Annotated in this window: 17 protein-coding genes; 12 read left to right on the top strand and 5 right to left on the bottom strand. The window is 44.5% G+C overall.

The window, feature by feature from the left end; all coding sequences use genetic code 11:
* Positions 1-80: 80 nt before the first annotated feature.
* Both AF333_RS27890 and AF333_RS27885 read left to right on the top strand, forming a co-directional pair.
* Entirely contained in the window at positions 81-797 is a 717-nt protein-coding gene (locus AF333_RS27890; protein ID WP_043064426.1) for a response regulator transcription factor, read from the top strand.
* Positions 794-2,233: a sensor histidine kinase gene (locus AF333_RS27885; protein WP_043064371.1), complete on the top strand. Its 1,440-nt coding sequence runs from the start codon at positions 794-796 to the stop codon at positions 2,231-2,233. Before AF333_RS27890 ends, AF333_RS27885 begins: the two co-directional genes overlap by 4 nt.
* A 39-nt stretch (positions 2,234-2,272) precedes the next feature.
* On the opposite strand, the gene AF333_RS27880 is transcribed toward AF333_RS27885, so the two are convergent.
* Positions 2,273-2,503 carry a hypothetical protein gene (locus AF333_RS27880; protein WP_043064370.1) on the bottom strand — a complete coding sequence of 77 codons (231 nt, stop codon included), beginning with the start codon at positions 2,501-2,503 and terminating at the stop codon, positions 2,273-2,275.
* Between the two features lie 147 nt (positions 2,504-2,650).
* On the opposite strand from AF333_RS27880, the gene AF333_RS27875 reads away from it, so the two are divergent.
* From AF333_RS27875 to AF333_RS27855, 5 genes are all read left to right on the top strand, one after another.
* Positions 2,651-3,244: a sigma-70 family RNA polymerase sigma factor gene (locus tag AF333_RS27875; RefSeq protein ID WP_043064369.1), complete on the top strand. Its 594-nt coding sequence runs from the start codon at positions 2,651-2,653 to the stop codon at positions 3,242-3,244.
* Entirely contained in the window at positions 3,234-4,148 is a 915-nt protein-coding gene (locus AF333_RS27870; protein ID WP_043064368.1) for a DUF3600 domain-containing protein, read from the top strand. The genes AF333_RS27875 and AF333_RS27870 overlap by 11 nt, the downstream gene beginning before the upstream one ends.
* A gap of 152 nt (positions 4,149-4,300) precedes the next feature.
* A complete protein-coding gene (locus tag AF333_RS27865) occupies positions 4,301-5,212 on the top strand; it encodes an ABC transporter ATP-binding protein (protein WP_043064367.1) in 912 nt (303 codons plus the stop codon).
* Positions 5,209-5,946, top strand: a complete 738-nt coding sequence (locus AF333_RS27860; protein ID WP_043064366.1) for an ABC transporter permease — start codon at positions 5,209-5,211, stop codon at positions 5,944-5,946. Before AF333_RS27865 ends, AF333_RS27860 begins: the two co-directional genes overlap by 4 nt.
* Positions 5,947-5,957: 11 nt before the next feature.
* The gene (locus tag AF333_RS27855; protein WP_052520250.1) at positions 5,958-6,698 is read left to right on the top strand and encodes an ABC transporter permease; all 741 of its coding nucleotides are present in this window, start codon (positions 5,958-5,960) and stop codon (positions 6,696-6,698) included.
* Positions 6,699-6,826: 128 nt separating this feature from the next.
* Here the strand turns inward: AF333_RS27855 and AF333_RS27850 are convergent, their stop codons facing one another.
* From AF333_RS27850 to AF333_RS27840, 3 genes are read right to left on the bottom strand one after another with little or no spacing between them, the layout of a single operon-like run.
* Positions 6,827-7,750 carry an FG-GAP repeat domain-containing protein gene (locus AF333_RS27850; protein WP_052520249.1) on the bottom strand — a complete coding sequence of 308 codons (924 nt, stop codon included), beginning with the start codon at positions 7,748-7,750 and terminating at the stop codon, positions 6,827-6,829.
* A gap of 21 nt (positions 7,751-7,771) precedes the next feature.
* Positions 7,772-9,163, bottom strand: coding sequence for a sensor histidine kinase (locus AF333_RS27845; RefSeq protein WP_043064365.1), 1,392 nt, complete (start codon positions 9,161-9,163; stop codon positions 7,772-7,774).
* Positions 9,150-9,872: a response regulator transcription factor gene (locus tag AF333_RS27840; RefSeq protein WP_043064364.1), complete on the bottom strand. Its 723-nt coding sequence runs from the start codon at positions 9,870-9,872 to the stop codon at positions 9,150-9,152. The genes AF333_RS27845 and AF333_RS27840 overlap by 14 nt, the downstream gene beginning before the upstream one ends.
* 58 nt (positions 9,873-9,930) lie before the next feature.
* Between AF333_RS27840 and AF333_RS37035 the strand changes: the two genes are divergently transcribed.
* Together AF333_RS37035 and AF333_RS37260 are read left to right on the top strand one after the other, a co-directional pair.
* Positions 9,931-10,065, top strand: a complete 135-nt coding sequence (locus AF333_RS37035) for a hypothetical protein (RefSeq protein WP_268753648.1) — start codon at positions 9,931-9,933, stop codon at positions 10,063-10,065.
* A gap of 210 nt (positions 10,066-10,275) precedes the next feature.
* Entirely contained in the window at positions 10,276-11,358 is a 1,083-nt protein-coding gene (locus tag AF333_RS37260) for a GNAT family N-acetyltransferase (protein ID WP_080787597.1), read from the top strand.
* A gap of 24 nt (positions 11,359-11,382) precedes the next feature.
* Here AF333_RS37260 and AF333_RS27830 read toward each other — a convergent pair whose 3' ends face one another.
* Positions 11,383-12,123 carry a J domain-containing protein gene (locus AF333_RS27830; RefSeq protein ID WP_052811769.1) on the bottom strand — a complete coding sequence of 247 codons (741 nt, stop codon included), beginning with the start codon at positions 12,121-12,123 and terminating at the stop codon, positions 11,383-11,385.
* A gap of 238 nt (positions 12,124-12,361) precedes the next feature.
* On the opposite strand from AF333_RS27830, the gene AF333_RS27825 reads away from it, so the two are divergent.
* Genes AF333_RS27825 through AF333_RS27815 form a run of 3 tightly spaced genes read left to right on the top strand, consistent with a single transcriptional unit; the run spans position 12,362 to position 14,823 of the window.
* Positions 12,362-12,616 carry a FeoA family protein gene (locus AF333_RS27825; RefSeq protein WP_043064363.1) on the top strand — a complete coding sequence of 85 codons (255 nt, stop codon included), beginning with the start codon at positions 12,362-12,364 and terminating at the stop codon, positions 12,614-12,616.
* A gap of 12 nt (positions 12,617-12,628) precedes the next feature.
* Complete coding sequence (locus AF333_RS27820) at positions 12,629-13,435, top strand: FeoB small GTPase domain-containing protein (RefSeq protein WP_043064362.1); 807 nt, start codon at positions 12,629-12,631, stop codon at positions 13,433-13,435.
* Positions 13,420-14,823 carry a nucleoside recognition domain-containing protein gene (locus AF333_RS27815; RefSeq protein ID WP_043064361.1) on the top strand — a complete coding sequence of 468 codons (1,404 nt, stop codon included), beginning with the start codon at positions 13,420-13,422 and terminating at the stop codon, positions 14,821-14,823. The genes AF333_RS27820 and AF333_RS27815 overlap by 16 nt, the downstream gene beginning before the upstream one ends.
* Positions 14,824-15,157: the final 334 nt, after the last annotated feature.

Below are 15,157 nucleotides of genomic sequence, written 5' to 3'. Positions count from 1 at the left end.
CAAAGAGATTTCCGGTATATGATATAATGGCGAAAAAAAGCACCGCAGATAGCGGTTTTGAGGTGACAAATGTGCTAACGATGCCGGATATTTCCGCCAAGAAGATTCTGCTCGTTGACGATGAAGCGGATATTCTGCATTTATTGGAAACTGTATTAAGAAAAGAAGGGTTTACTCATATATACAAAGCTTCGAGTGGCCGACAGGGTATTGAGTTATGCCGCAGCGAACAGCCGGATATCATCTTGCTTGATATTATGTTACCGGATATGGACGGTTTTGAGGTGTGCCGGCTTCTACGTGATATGACGGTGGCTCCAATTCTCTTCTTATCGGCGAAGAATGAAGATACGGACAAGATTCTCGGCCTAGGTCTCGGTGGTGACGATTATATTACCAAGCCTTTCAGCCCGAAGGAAGTAGCATACCGGATGAAAGCATATTTTCGTCGCCATCAGTATTTCCAGAAGAAAGACGAGTTACCTGTATATTCGTTCGGTGATATCGAAATTGATGAAAAAAGAGGAGAAGTCAGAAAATCAGGCAAACCGGTATCGCTGACGGCCAAGGAGTATCAATTGCTGTTGTTTCTGGCGCGCCATCCTAACCAAATCTTTAGCAAAAGCAAGCTCTATGAAGCGGTATGGGGAGAGGAATATTTCGGATATGACAATACGATTATGGTTCATATACGACACCTGCGTGAAAAGCTTGAGGATAATCCGTCCGCACCTGTGCATGTACTAACGATACGGGGACTCGGGTATAAGCTGAGGGATGGGAGCGCGGGCGTGTGAAGTGGAAAATGACAGGACTGTTCCTTGTCCCGCTTTTATTAATGACGGTTGCGTTTACGGCCATTAACTTGATAGCCGCTTTTTATTTTCTCTCCGGAGCAGAAGATCCAGAAGAAAGGATAAGTGCGCCTTTCTTCTCCTATACAAACTATACGCTTGACTTTGCACGTTTTATTACATTTGTTGAAGGCAAGCCGAGTATCACGAAGGAGGGGCAAGCCGAGCTTATTCAACGCAAAGCGTGGATTCAAATTCTAGATAGAAACGGGAATGAGGCATATTCGTTACATAGACCGAAAAGTGCGCCTGTTCGCTACACGCCTGGCGAGCTTGTTCATCATTACAAATACTCTGGCTCTATTGAGGACTCTACCCTGTTTGTCAGCTGGATAAGCAAGGGTAGCGAGAAATGGACATATATTATCGGGTATCCTGTGTCGCATATCGCAAAATATATGATAGATTTTAGTCCGCTTCGAATTATGAACTTCTGGAAAGAAGGAATCCTGACCGTACTGGGATTGACTTTCCTGATGGTTCTTACAATCGGCTATTTCTTTGGACGTAAGCTAACTAAACCACTCGTAGAAATCATTAACGGAATCAAGCTGCTCGCACAGGGGCGCTATATTGTTAAATATCAGTCTGAAGGCTTGTATAAGGATGTATACCAGAGCCTGAACCAATTGGCGGATGCACTTCAGACAAGTGCAGTACAGCGTGCACGAATGGAAAAAATGCGCGATGAATGGGTAACTAACCTCTCTCACGATATCAAAACGCCTCTTGCCTCCATTCAGGGATACGGTGAGGTGCTGGCAGATCCGGAATATGATATTACGGTAGATGAACGGAGAAAGTATGCAGAAATTATTGTCGATAAGACAAGGTATATGGAGAGTCTGCTTGACGACCTGCGTCTGACCTACCAATTGAAAAATCATCTGCTTCCTTTGAATAAAAAGGAAGGCAACATAGTGGAAACATTGCGCGAGATTATTATCGATTTACTAAATGATCCACAATACGAAAGCCATAAGGTAGAGTTCCTTCCTAAGTGCGAGCAAGTGTTTCTTGTTTTTGATCACGGATTTCTGACACGGGCATTTACTAATCTTATCTATAATGCAGTTATTCATAATTCTCAGGATACGCGGGTGCAGATTCAGGTCACAGAGCGAGAAACAGCGGTGGAAATTATCGTGGAAGATAACGGTCGAGGCATTGAGAAAGAGGAAGTTGAGAAGTTGTTCACACGATATTATCGAGGTACGAACACGAATGAACGACATCAGGGATCTGGTCTTGGTATGGCGATTGCCAAGCAGATTATTGAGGCGCATCAGGGGACTATTGAAGTGAAGAGTCAGGTTGGGGAAGGAACGCGTATCTGCATCCTGTTCCCTAGAAAAGCAAAAGAACCGCCGGGAAGATAAAATGTATCCGGAGGTTCTTTTTCGTGTTGTACGGAAGAATTACTTATTCATGTACGGAGCGAGGAATTGCTTGACTACTTCTTGCATGTTCGGTGAAAGGCGATTGTACATCTCCAGCATCTCCGGAGTTACAGTGAAGTCTTTATTGTTCTCAAGGAATTCCTTTGCGTTTTTGGACATGGCTTCAAACAATACCATCTGTTCTTTCTCCGGAAGTTGGAGAGCGTTTTCAAACATTTGCTGGAACATCTTCATTTGCTCGTTCGTCATCGTTTACCCTCATTTCTCGGTGTGAATATTTCATATCTATTATACCTTGGAACCCTGTTCTATAAAATCAATATTCTATAAAAAATGAACGCTCGGCCCATATCGAACCAATATCAAGTAAAGGCAGAACAGAGAGGAGGGGGAGGCGTGACAGAAAATAGAGATGAAGAGTTACGGAATATCATCAGTCAGGCAGCGTCCGGCGACAAGGAAGCCTTTGGTAGGCTGTATGACTGTACAATTCAAGACATAAGCGGAACGGTCCGATTTTTGCTGAATGACAAAACAGGTTTTGAAGATGTTATTCAGGAGATTTATATCGAAGTGTATAAGTCGCTGCCGAAATTTGACCTTAGCCGTTCATTTCGCTCCTGGGTTATCGGTATTGCGGTACGGCAGGTGAATAATTATCGGCGTAAAACCTGGCGCTTATTCCGCCTGCTGGAGAAGAACCGGCAGTATGAAACACAGGACATGGAGCCAGACTTTACGGCCAGTGTAGCGAACAAATTAGATTCAAGGGAGCTTATCGAACAAATTGATAGGTTACCTTACAAATACAGACAGGTAATTGTTCTGCGATATTTGCATGAATATTCACAGGAAGAAATCGCCCGTATTCTTGAAATCCCGGTAGGGACGGTCAAGTCGAGAATTCATTCCGCATTAAAGAAGCTAAGGGGTGGACGAAGCGCTGAAGAATATTTCTTACAGAAGGTAGGGGAGAGGCATGGACTTTGAAAAACAGATTCGTCAGGTCTTGAAGACAGAAACAGAAAAAGCGAGCAAGACAGCGGGGATGAAAGATAAGGTGATGAATGGTATTTCTTTTAAGAAGGAGCGGACAGGAATGAAAAAAAGGTTATTAGCAGGAATCGTGGCAGCGGTTATTTTAGTACCGACAGCGGGATTCGCAGGGTATTCCTACCTGTCTGACCGTATTTTCGGTTCACAGGAAAACTTCGTATCCCAGGGTGGGAACGGAGCGGAGTATATGCATTTAGAAGAAAAACTAACGCAAGCCAAGCGGGCACTGAATGAAAAGGAATATGCGGAGCTGGAACAATTGCTGAAAGAAAATGCCCAATATCATGCAAAGATGGCTGAGCCAGGTGGAAAACTAAATGTGGACCGATTAACAGAGGAAGAAAAGAAGCGGTATGACCAATTGGAAAAAGAAATGGAGCCTTATTCAGCCAAGATAATGGCAACAGAAGATAGATCTATCGATATTTTAACGATAGAAGAGTCACAAAAGCTATTGTCATTCCCGGTCCACCATCCTGCATACGTACCTGAGGGATACACTTTGGGCAGTGCGGTAGGAGTGGTAGCTAAGGATAGTAAGCAAAAAAAGCCGGTCATTAACATGTATTATGAACAGGGAGACGCAGGAATAGGAATTCTCCAGGAAGAAATGAAGAATGGAGAGCGTTTCGAGATGTTAGATGAGTACGGCAAGATAAAAGAATACAAGCTGGGGGGATATGACGCGAGGTTTGGTCAAGGGCGAGCTGAGGAAGGTAATGCACTTTTACTAATCGTTCCTGCGCAAGATAGCGGGAGTGCATACCGAATTTATGTAGGGGGTAAACTTCCGCAGGCGGAATTAGAAAAAATAGCGCTATCTATTGTACGTCAATAGCTGTGATTTTATGGGGGAGAAGCAGGCATGTTAATAAGCCTGCTTCTTTTTCATTTTATCTAGAATTAAGCCAGATTTAAGGCAAGCTGAAAGAAGGGTTAAGAAAGGAGGGTTACCATGGGAACAAATCGATACAGACAAGGAGAAGAAAGATGACTGCGTTCGTAATTGAAACCAATAATCTAACAAAGACATTCAAAGAATTCAAGCCCGTTGATGCCCTTTCGCTGCAAGTAAAAAAGGGTGAAGTGTATGGATTTCTCGGTCCAAACGGGGCCGGGAAAACAACAACCATTCGTATGCTGCTTGGTTTGGTTCGGCCGACAAAGGGAGAGGTGCGAATCTTTGGCAAGCCATTAGAGCGGTATCGTCTTGAAATCGCAAGGAAGGTCGGCTCGATGGTAGAAACCCCTTCGTATTACGGACATCTGACCGGTTACGAAAACCTGGAAATTACACGCAAGCTGCTGGATGCTGACCGCAAAGATATTGATCAGGCATTGGAGATTGTACGTCTAACGGAGTGGCGGAATAAGAAAGTAAAGACATATTCCCTGGGTATGAAGCAACGTCTCGGAATCGCGCAGGCACTCATCGGAAGGCCCGAGATGCTCATTCTCGATGAACCGACGAATGGATTAGATCCGGCGGGTATCCACGAGATTCGTGACTTAATCGTAACCCTTCCTGAACAGATGAATATGACCGTACTTGTTTCCAGTCATATTCTTCAGGAAGTGGAACGTATCGCTGATCGTGTGGGAATTATCAATCGTGGGAAGTTACTGTTTCAAGGGGAACTGGCGGAGCTTCAGAATCGAAGTCGGGCCAAAATATATGTGGAGGCAGACCGACCGGACGAAGCTGCACGCATGCTGTTCAATGCCGGATATCGTATCGAGAAGAAGGAGGGTGCTCTTTATATTGATGCAGATAAAAGCCAGGCAGCAGAGATAAATAGAAGCCTTATTCTTAACGGATATGATGTGTCGCACATTAGCGAGGAAAGAAAAACGCTGGAGGATATCTTCCTCGAAATGACAAGGGAGGCACAAAGTGTATGAGTCGGCTGGATGTTTTCGCTACGGAAGTATATAAGCAGAAAAATGGCATTATGTGGTGGCTTATCATAGGTGGCCCACTGCTCATCGCAGGCCTTGCATTTATTGATGTGTGGATTCGCTATGATTATTTGCTTACGAAGAGCAGAAGTGCTGAACTTGGACCATGGGGCATTATGCTGGGAGAGATGGTATATTTGTGGGCGATGTTTATGCCTATGGGTATCACACTTATCGCTGCGATTGTGCATTACCGCGAATTCAGCGAGAATGCGTGGAAGCATCTGCTGAGTCTACCTGTGACGCGTGGTAGCGTATATGTATCCAAATGGTTGCTTATCGTATTACTTACCTATCTTGCAATTTTATTTCTTATGCTAGGTCTTTTTGTAGCTGGTAAGATAATCGGATTTTCTGCACCGTTTGCTTTTGATTTATATAGTCGTTATGCATTGTATCAGGCGGTCGGTGCGCTCGGCATTATTAGTATTCAGCACTGGTTAAGCTCGCGATTTAAAAATGTAATGATGCCTATCGCTATTGGCGTGGGGCTAAGTGTATGCGTGATTTTCTTCGCCCAGTCGGAAGCCTTCAGCTTTTTTCCTCATGCAACGATTTTGTATTCGATGCCGTTCGAAGATGTGGAGAATAATCGTCCGCTGTTGAGCGGTCTGATTGCAGGTCCGGTGTTGCTGGTACTAGGGCTGTTTGAATTCAGAAGACGGGATATCGTATAGGAGGGGATAAGGTGAATCGATTGCTTGGGGCTGAGTTGGCGAAATTACGTCGTTCAGGAATTGTGTGGGTCGCTGTAGGTGCGCCGTTGTTTCTGGCTTTACAAGGTATAGCGAATTTTTTGCGCTATCGTGATACGATGTTCGCAGGTAGTGCGCGTACGGAGTGGGAGATTTTATATGAGCAATGTATTATTATGTATCCAGCATTGTTATTGCCTCTAGTCATTACTATTATGGTAGCATTACTGGCACGGCTTGAGCATAGTCAGAACGGATGGAAGCAATTGCTCGCACTGCCAGTAACACGCGGGCAAGTATATAGAGCGAAGCTGGTTATCGCTTGTTTGCTTGTACTATTGAATTTAGGAGTACTAAGCATCGGTACGCTAGCAGGCGGTATTATGATAGGGGCAGAAGGAACAGTTCCATATGGGTTAATCCTGGGACGTGGCTTATTAGCATTTGTTGCGACCCTGCCAGTAATAGCAATACAGTTTGTCTTAAGCTTCCGTTTTTCGCATGTTGGTGTACCGCTAGCGATAGGGACCGCTCTGGCTGCTCCCACGATTTTTGCGGCGAATTCAGAACAATTCTGGTTATATGATCCGTGGACGTATCCGGTTATGGTATACTTTGGACCGACTAAGGAAGAGTTTGCGAGAGGTGACTGGATGTATGCTGGGGCATGTGGGCTATTTTTGCTTATTACATGGATAGGATTGCAAGAGTTCAAGAAGAGAGATATGGTCTAATTTTATAATATATGAAATAACTAGAGGGCTAAAAGCTACGTCATACTTTTAGCCCTCTGTTTTCTTAATACCGAAAGATTAAAAATAGTTATCGAAAAGTTTCAAAATACAATGTATCCGGCACATCTCTATTTATTCCGCGCTGTCTTGCGAAATTGCTCTGCTTCTTGGTACTTTCCGAGATCTTTCAAGGCTGCGATGATAATCCTGTTAAATTGAGCTGAAGAAGGATAACCTTCTTTCCCTCGTAGGGAAAGTCCCTTCCTCGCTGCCTGTAAGGCCTGTTCCGGCATCTGCGCTTTTTGTTGTGCATCGGCTAGATAGTACCAATAAAAAGAAGCATCAGGCATTTCCTGTATTCTTTGTTCATAATAAACGGCGACTTTTTTAAAGTATGAAGGATAGGCTTCGGTGTCGGAGACTAAATCTCGATTCTGCCAGCGGAGAATATCCACTTCGTATGCATTGCCCGTATCCTTTCGCCAAACGGCCAGCAATTCTCTTCCTTCGTGCCGAACGATGTCAAGTTTATGATAGCCGGTACTGACCAGCTTATGTAGCGTATTGTTTGACCACGAGAAAATATCAAGACCATTGCCGGCTGAAGCTCCCATTTTCCATCCAACAAGCAGTTCGGGCACACCGTTTCCCGTGATATCGGCAAAGCGTACGGTATCGATTTCATATCCTTGCCCCGCATAAGTCCATGCCTTTTTCCAGTGCCCGTTTTGTTTTCGCAAGAGCATAATATAGGGACGTTTTTCTTTTTCGCCAGTACGGTACGTGACAATGACTTCCTCAATGCCGTCTCCGTTCACATCATGTTTTTGGATGGCTTCGAGTCCTCCGGGACTTTCCGGGGGCAGAAGTTTAGAGCCTGACGGAAGGAATGTTTCGATAAAATTCGCTGTGCTTTTGGCACCCAGCGATTGTGTAGTAACGGATTGAGGGGCGGTAATCGTATTAGCCGGAGACGGGAACATACTACAGCCGCTAAGCACTGAAGCGAGCAGTAGGCATGCTCCAGATGTTGTGAACTTATGATGCTTCATCTTATCTTATCTTACCTTTCCTTACGAGCTTGTAGAAGGGAAAAACAAATCGACCTGTGTGCCTATTTCTGGCATGCTATAAATTTCCATTCGCCCCTCATGTAAAGTCATAATCTCGTCGCATATGGAAAGACCTAATCCACTACCTGAGGAAGATTCATTCGCCTTATAGAATCTTTTCTTGATATGTGGTAGGTCCTCAGGTGGAATTCCTGTACCTGTATCCTTCACGCTCAGCTGTATGCCTGTTTCTGTCTTGTTCGCGAAAATATAAATCATTCCCCCATTGGGAGTAAATTTCAATGCGTTATCTAAAAGATTAAGCAACACTTGCTTAAGACGATTTGGATCGCCAGCAATATCGGGCAAATCGGGGGCTACTTCGATAACGAGTTGGATATTCTGTCTCTTGGTTCGAGGTGTAAGTTGCTTTGCGATTTGCTGTACCCATTCGTTTATGTTTACTCTGGTGATATGTAATGTTATTTTCCCTTCCACCAATCTAGACAAGTCCAATAATTCTTCTACCAGGAGAGATAAACGATCCGTTTCTTTATCAATGATTTCAAGCCCTTCTTGTACGATGGGATCATATCGGGGCGATTCAGAGAGTAAAGTGATGACCCATCCTTTAATCGAAGTGAGCGGAGTGCGCAATTCATGGGATATCGAAGAAATGAATTTATTTTTTAATTGCTCATGTCGCGTGATTTCTGCTGCCATGTAATGCAGCGTATCGGTCAGTTTGCCCAGCTCGTCGTTGTTTCTTTTCTTGATGCGCACTGAAAATTTTCCTACCGCCATCTCTTCTGCACCTTTTATAATTTCTCGTATTGGCTTGGTGATGGTTGCGGATAGCAAAATACTGATAATAATCGAAACAGCGATGATGACAACCCCAGCGAGAAGAAGTACCAGAGACGTTTTTTCAATGACAGCATACGCTTCGACAAGCGAGGTAACAAGCCGCAGAACTCCCGTCGTCTCCCCTCCGTTTTTAAGTGGGACGGCAATAGACAAAACAGGTTCTCCCGTTTCCGAAATTCTGCCCTGCCATTCTCCCGCACTGCCGTTGAGTGCCGCTTTTATATCAGGAGTATGCAGGCTTTCTCCCCAGGATATGCCTGTAGAGTCACCGAGAACTGTTCCGTTGAGCCCGACAAGCTGCACCTGGGCGCTTGTTGTTTCGGCGAAACTATTGATAAGGGAGCTTACTTGCTCTTCTAGACTTTTATCTACCAAATACTGACTGTAGAAAGCTGCCGAAACCTCTGCTTTGTTCTGGAGAGAATCTCGAATGTGACCAAGGTAATACTGTCGGATAGCGATAAACATAAACAATTCAAAAAGAAAAACGGTAAGTAAAATAATAAGGAAATAACTGCTGACTAATCTTTTTTTAATTCCGTACATTGCTTCGTCCCTTTCGGAAGCAATACCCATATCCCCATACCGTTTCAATATAGACAGGATGGGAAGGCGTGTCTTCGATTTTTTCGCGCAAGCGTCGAATGTGAACGTCTACGGTTTTTGGATCACCAATAAAATCGATTCCCCAGGTCATATTTAGAATTTCATCTCTTGTAAGTGCCCGGTCTATATTTTGCATGAATGTCTTTAGCAAATCGAACTCGCGCGGCGTCAGCTCAATATTCTTGCCATCCTTGTCAAAGCGGTGTCCGTGCGTATCCAACTGAAACGGACCACAACGAAGAACCGTCTCCTGTCTAAGTGAGCGGGAAGGTTGATTCATTCGCCGGAGTACAGCACGAATTCTGGCAGACAACTCCAGCGGATTGAAAGGTTTGACGATGTAATCATCCGCGCCAAGTTCAAGACCCATGAGCTTATCCATATCCTGTCCACGAGCTGTTAGCATGATAACAGCAACATCCGGGAAATCTTCCCGAAGCCTCCGACATACTTCATATCCATCAATACCAGGAAGCATTACATCAAGCACGACCAGATCCGGCTGTTCGTTTTTTGTTTTTTCTAATCCTTCTTCCCCGCTGGCGGCTTCTATTACCACAAAGCTATCCCGCTCCAAGTTGATGCTAATAAAACGGCGGATGGAGCTTTCATCTTCTACAATTAATATTTTTGTTGCACGGTTCTCCAAGCGCAGCCCCCCTTTTCTTTATGCAGATGAAACGCACCTATATACTTTCTATCTTACTATGGAGAAAGCTGAAAGAGATTACAAGCCGGTAAAAATTGAAAACCAGCCTGCACCGTACGCAGGCTGGCTGGAAGGAGGGAAGAGTACGCACAATCCATTCGGCACTATGAACGTTACCATCAAAGCTGAATGAAGATTGGGTTTTCTCTTGCTATTATTATATTCATATACAAAGAAATGGTATGGACAAGGAACTGTTTTTTCGAAAAAACCGTCTTCTGTCTATGCCCTTTATCCATTTGGGGTTCGCGATCCGGATAATCAGTAAAGAAAGGAAAAAGGGTTCCAGATTATGCTATCGAAGTAAACAAGGAAAGTATGGTAGAAAAGAAAGGAGAGCACTATGGAATACAAACTAGGAAACGGAGCGGCAATTACCATTCAGAAGGGAAAAACTGAAGATGCCGAGGCTTATGTTGTATATCTGAAGAAAATCTCCGAAGAGAGCGATTTTCTTACATTTGGTGCCGGAGAGCTTACCATGACTGTAGAGGAACAGCGCCGGAGAATGCAGGATTTTTTAGACGCTTCGACAGATTTGTGTTTGCTGGCGAAATTGAAAGGGGAAATCGTCGGGAATCTTACCTTTCGTTCAGGAAAGCGATCAAGGACCGCCCATGCGGGGGAGTTTGGTGTTAGTGTGCGACAGAAGTTTCAGGGATTGGGTATTGGCGAAAAACTGATTTCCTGTTTGCTGGATTGGGCGCGAGAAAACGGACGGACCCGTAAAATTAATTTACGAGTCCGATCCGATCACAACCGAGCAATCCGACTGTATCGCAAGCTTGGCTTCAAAGAAGAGGGAAGGCTGGAACGGGAGTTTTGTATAAATGGGATTTTCTTTGATGCACTGGCAATGGGGATCAAGGTAGAAGAGAAAAAATTGATTACAGATAAAAAACAAGGGGATATTATCTACCAATTAGGGAACATACGGATGCGTCATACGACCGAAAACGATTTAGATTTCGTATTGTCGACAGAACAGAGCGAAGAAAATAGTCGATTCATCATTCCATGGAGTATGGAGAAGCATGCAAGTACGTTTGAGGACGGAGATATGATACATGCAGTGCTTGAGTCACCAGATGAAACAGGAATAGTCGGATATGCGATTCTTAGCGGACTTCATAATCCGAATGATAGTGTGGAGTTAACCCGAATTGTAATTACAGAGAAAGGAAAAGGGTGGGGGAAGAAGGCGCTACACCTCATAAAGGAATGGGTATTTGAGGAAAGAGAAGCCCGGAGGCTATGGCTTGATGTGAAGGAATACAATACGCGTGCACGCCATGTATATGAAGCGGAAGGATTTATTGTGGAAGGCATACTGCGGGACTGTTTGAAGACAGATGGCGAATACGAGTCGCTGGTGCTTATGTCAATGCTGGCGCACGAGTATGCAGATTGGAAGAAAAAGGGCTAAGGGAGTATGTACCCTGGCCTTTCTTTATTTTTTAGTTTCGAATGCTTTTTTCACCAGATTAAACAAATATGCGCTGCCGCCGCTATCCGGATGAAGCACCTTCATTAGGTAACGGTATTGCTTCTTCATCTCTTCTGTGGAAGCATTTTGACTTATCCCTAGAAGCTGGTACAATTCCTGTTTGCTTGCTGGTTTGGCAGATAGATGAGATGAAGAAGAACTATCGCTGTACATTCGGCTATACGCTCGATTTGTATAGAAGCGAGGAGCCTGTTCATATAATGTTTGCAGACTTTGCTGGTAATGGCTCAGTATATCTGACAACTTCTGTTCGTCTTTAGGCATTTCACCTGCAAGAAATTGGTACTCGAATTCCTCGTAGAATATGCTCTCGAACTGATCCATCAAATCGTTATACATCACAATGGCTTCTCTAATTTTGTCCGCTTGTTTATACAGGCGCAATATTTCCAATATGGCCCACTCCGGCATGTCAAATGAAAATGCAAGTAGAACCTTGCCCTCGTGTTTTTTCGGTGTTGATTGGTCGTGTAGAAAGTCAAATAGTCTTTCCTGGAATTCTGGTGTCAGCTTTTTTCCAATTTCCACCGCGAAATCAAGCCGAACTAAACCTTCCTCTAGACGGCGACGCCAAAGTGGTATCAGATTGCTGATTGCTTGTATGAGATCAAGTAAATAAACGTCAGTTACCAACACGCTGTTCTGTCCGATTTGCGGATAGGATTCATGTTCTTCTCTTCTCATAACACACTTCCTTACTGAATAAATTATTGTGTTTTTTTACCTAAGGAGATAGCACAAAAAACGGGCGGATGAAATACAGTAGTATATACCAAAGAAAAAAAGTCTTGCTTTTTTTGCCCGTATGCAAAATAATTTTAATAGAGAAAGAATTAGTGGACAACGTTTTTTTAGGATAAAAGTTGGGTAAGGTAAAATATTTGGCGTACAGCTAATTGAGTCAGAGATCGGAGGCAGTTGGATGGCTGAGAAAGTACAGAATGCGATCCCTTTATCCGAGTTGGCACCAGGCAGCAAAGCAAAGGTGTTGACGCTATTCGCTGAAGGTATGGTGCGGCGGCGCCTGCTGGATTTGGGAGTCGTGCCGCAGACTATTATAGAATGCATACGACGTAGCCCGATTGGAGATCCGACGGCATACCGGATACGAGGAACGACTATCGGGTTGCGCAGGGATGATGCCAAGCAAATTATGGTTGAACCGCTTGTTGAGTAAGGAGGGAAAATTATGAGCTGCATGTGCATAGAGAAAAGAACCGAGCTTCTGCACCATAAGTTTGGAATCGCTGCCTTGGCGGGACAGAAGGTTGTCGCGCTGGCTGGTAATCCAAATACAGGGAAAAGCACGGTGTTCAATGCGCTGACCGGACTCAATCAGCATACTGGAAATTGGCCTGGAAAAACGGTGGGGAATGCACAGGGAACATTTACACATAAAGGACAGCCGTTTCTTCTGGTCGACTTGCCAGGGACGTACTCTTTACTCCCGAACTCGGCCGATGAGCAAGTAGCGCGCGACTTTATTTGTTTCGGCCAACCGGACGTAACGCTTGTGGTTGTGGATGCAACGGCGATGGAGCGGAACTTAAATCTTGCGTTACAGGTGATGGAGATTACCGACCAGGTAGTGCTGTGCGTAAATTTAATGGATGAAGCGAAACGAAAAGGCATTGAGATAGATATAGAAGGCCTTTCCAAAAAATTAGGCATACCAGTAGTGGCAACAGCTGCACGGCAGAAGCAGGGCCTAGAAGAGCTACGGGATTGCCTGCTCGATGTAGCCTGTGGAAATATTACACCAGTTCCTTTCACGTTACGCTACAGTCAGGAGGTAGAGCAGGCCATCAGCGAGCTGGAGCCAAAATTGACGCCATTATTGAAAGGAACAATGAAAGCGCGTTGGGTTGCACTACGCTTATTGGACGGAGATGATACGTTACTTGAGGATATAGAAAGATATATGACGGAAGAGGCGTTGCAAGATCCTTCTCTGAGTCGAGAACGGGAGGTGTCACCATCATGGCCGCAAGCATAGAAAGAGGTGACATTCACCGATTGCATGCGATCGCGCGTCAGGTGCGAGAAGAAAACACCGAAGCGGTACGCGATGTAATCGTAGAGAAGATATATCAGCATTCACAAACAATCGCAGACGAAGTGACAAGTCGCACGAATCAAAATAAGGTGAACCAGGATGACAGGTTGGATGCCATTCTTACTTCGCGTTATCTTGGATTTCCTATCATGCTGGTATTGCTGGGGATCGTATTCTGGATAACGATTGCAGGCGCTAATGTACCATCCAGCCTGTTAGCGGATGGCTTTGGATGGCTGGAAGGAAAGCTGACTGCGGTGTTTATGTGGGTGGGTGCACCGGCATGGCTGCACGGTGTTCTAGTACTTGGCCTGTATCGTGGCGTATCATGGGTTATCTCTGTCATGCTGCCGCCAATGGCTATCTTTTTTCCATTATTTGCTCTGCTTGAAGATGCAGGATATTTACCTAGAGTAGCGTTCAATCTGGACCGTCTATTCCGAAAAGCGGGTGGTCATGGCAAACAATCGCTGACAATGGCGATGGGATTTGGTTGCAATGCTGCCGGAATTATTTCCTGCCGTATTATCGAATCGCCCCGTGAACGTATGATTGCAATTTTGACGAATAACTTTGTGCCATGCAATGGAAGATGGCCAACGTTAATTCTTCTGTCGTCACTGTTTATGGTAGGTGCAGTCGGAATGGGCGCAAGCGTGACGGTGGCAGCGCTCATTGTAGTTGGTATGGTGTTGTTCGGCATTGCAATGACGCTTTTTGTATCCTGGGCTCTTTCTAAGACATTGTTGCGTGGAGTGCCGTCGCATTTTACTCTGGAACTCCCGCCGTACCGTCCACCGCAGTTCGGGCGCACTATCGTCCGTTCGGTATATGATAAGACATTGTTTGTGCTCAAACGGGCTATTATAACTGCTGCACCTGCGGGTGTTATTACGTGGATTCTGGCTAATATTATGGTTGGGGATAAGAGTGTGCTTACCCATGTTGCGGATTGGTTCGCGCCATTTGCACATGCGATAGGACTCGACGGGTATATTCTCATGGCGTTTCTGCTTGGTCTTCCAGCGAATGAAATTGTCGTGCCGATTCTAATTATGGGCTATATGGCCTCCGGTGCCATGATGGAACTGGACGATATGGGGGCATTGAAAGCATTGTTTTTAGATCATGGTTGGACGTGGTTAACCGCGTTGAATATGATGTTGTTCTCGCTCCTGCATTATCCGTGTGGCACTACGATTTATACGATTGCCAAAGAGACGAAGAGCACGAAATGGACGGTGCTTTCTGTATTGATGCCATTGGCGATTGCAATTGTAGTCTGCTTTGTTGTAGCGCAGACGGTTCGTTATTTCGGTTGGGTATAGTTATATATTTTTTAGTGTGCGGAGTTGGATTCCAAAGGGGAACTGACTCCGCTTTTTTCTTGGAAGCTTACCGTCGTAAAGTTTCTGATATTATAGTGGAAAATTTATGGGTAATAATGCATAGGTTTTCTGTTGGAATAATGGTATTTTTTGCATTTTTCTACGTGTTTATTTCCCTGTTGGTAAAAAAAGTAAGATAATACGCAATTCCTAAAAATGGAGATAAAAGAACTATAAATGATAATGGTTCTCAAGTATAATTGACGATGATAATCTTTATCAATTAATCTTGTTTTATGCACGACAATGAAAAACATTTTCAATTAGGAAAGGG

The organism is Aneurinibacillus migulanus, assembly GCF_001274715.1.
GTDB lineage: Bacteria > Bacillota > Bacilli > Aneurinibacillales > Aneurinibacillaceae > Aneurinibacillus > Aneurinibacillus migulanus.
Note: the sequence above shows the minus strand (reverse complement) of the source record. Positions and strands in the feature narration are given on the sequence as shown.

Coding starts and splice junctions, on each gene's coding strand:
- AF333_RS27890 (WP_043064426.1), top strand. CDS start 81: ATGCCGGATATTTCCGCCAAGAAGATTCTGCTCGTTGACGATGAAGCG.
- AF333_RS27880 (WP_043064370.1), bottom strand. CDS start 2,503: ATGACGAACGAGCAAATGAAGATGTTCCAGCAAATGTTTGAAAACGCT.
- AF333_RS27870 (WP_043064368.1), top strand. CDS start 3,234: ATGGACTTTGAAAAACAGATTCGTCAGGTCTTGAAGACAGAAACAGAA.
- AF333_RS27865 (WP_043064367.1), top strand. CDS start 4,301: ATGACTGCGTTCGTAATTGAAACCAATAATCTAACAAAGACATTCAAA.
- AF333_RS27860 (WP_043064366.1), top strand. CDS start 5,209: ATGAGTCGGCTGGATGTTTTCGCTACGGAAGTATATAAGCAGAAAAAT.
- AF333_RS27850 (WP_052520249.1), bottom strand. CDS start 7,750: ATGAAGCATCATAAGTTCACAACATCTGGAGCATGCCTACTGCTCGCT.
- AF333_RS27845 (WP_043064365.1), bottom strand. CDS start 9,163: ATGTACGGAATTAAAAAAAGATTAGTCAGCAGTTATTTCCTTATTATT.
- AF333_RS37035 (WP_268753648.1), top strand. CDS start 9,931: ATGGAGAAAGCTGAAAGAGATTACAAGCCGGTAAAAATTGAAAACCAG.
- AF333_RS37260 (WP_080787597.1), top strand. CDS start 10,276: ATGGAATACAAACTAGGAAACGGAGCGGCAATTACCATTCAGAAGGGA.
- AF333_RS27830 (WP_052811769.1), bottom strand. CDS start 12,123: ATGAGAAGAGAAGAACATGAATCCTATCCGCAAATCGGACAGAACAGC.
- AF333_RS27825 (WP_043064363.1), top strand. CDS start 12,362: ATGGCTGAGAAAGTACAGAATGCGATCCCTTTATCCGAGTTGGCACCA.
- AF333_RS27820 (WP_043064362.1), top strand. CDS start 12,629: ATGAGCTGCATGTGCATAGAGAAAAGAACCGAGCTTCTGCACCATAAG.
- AF333_RS27815 (WP_043064361.1), top strand. CDS start 13,420: ATGGCCGCAAGCATAGAAAGAGGTGACATTCACCGATTGCATGCGATC.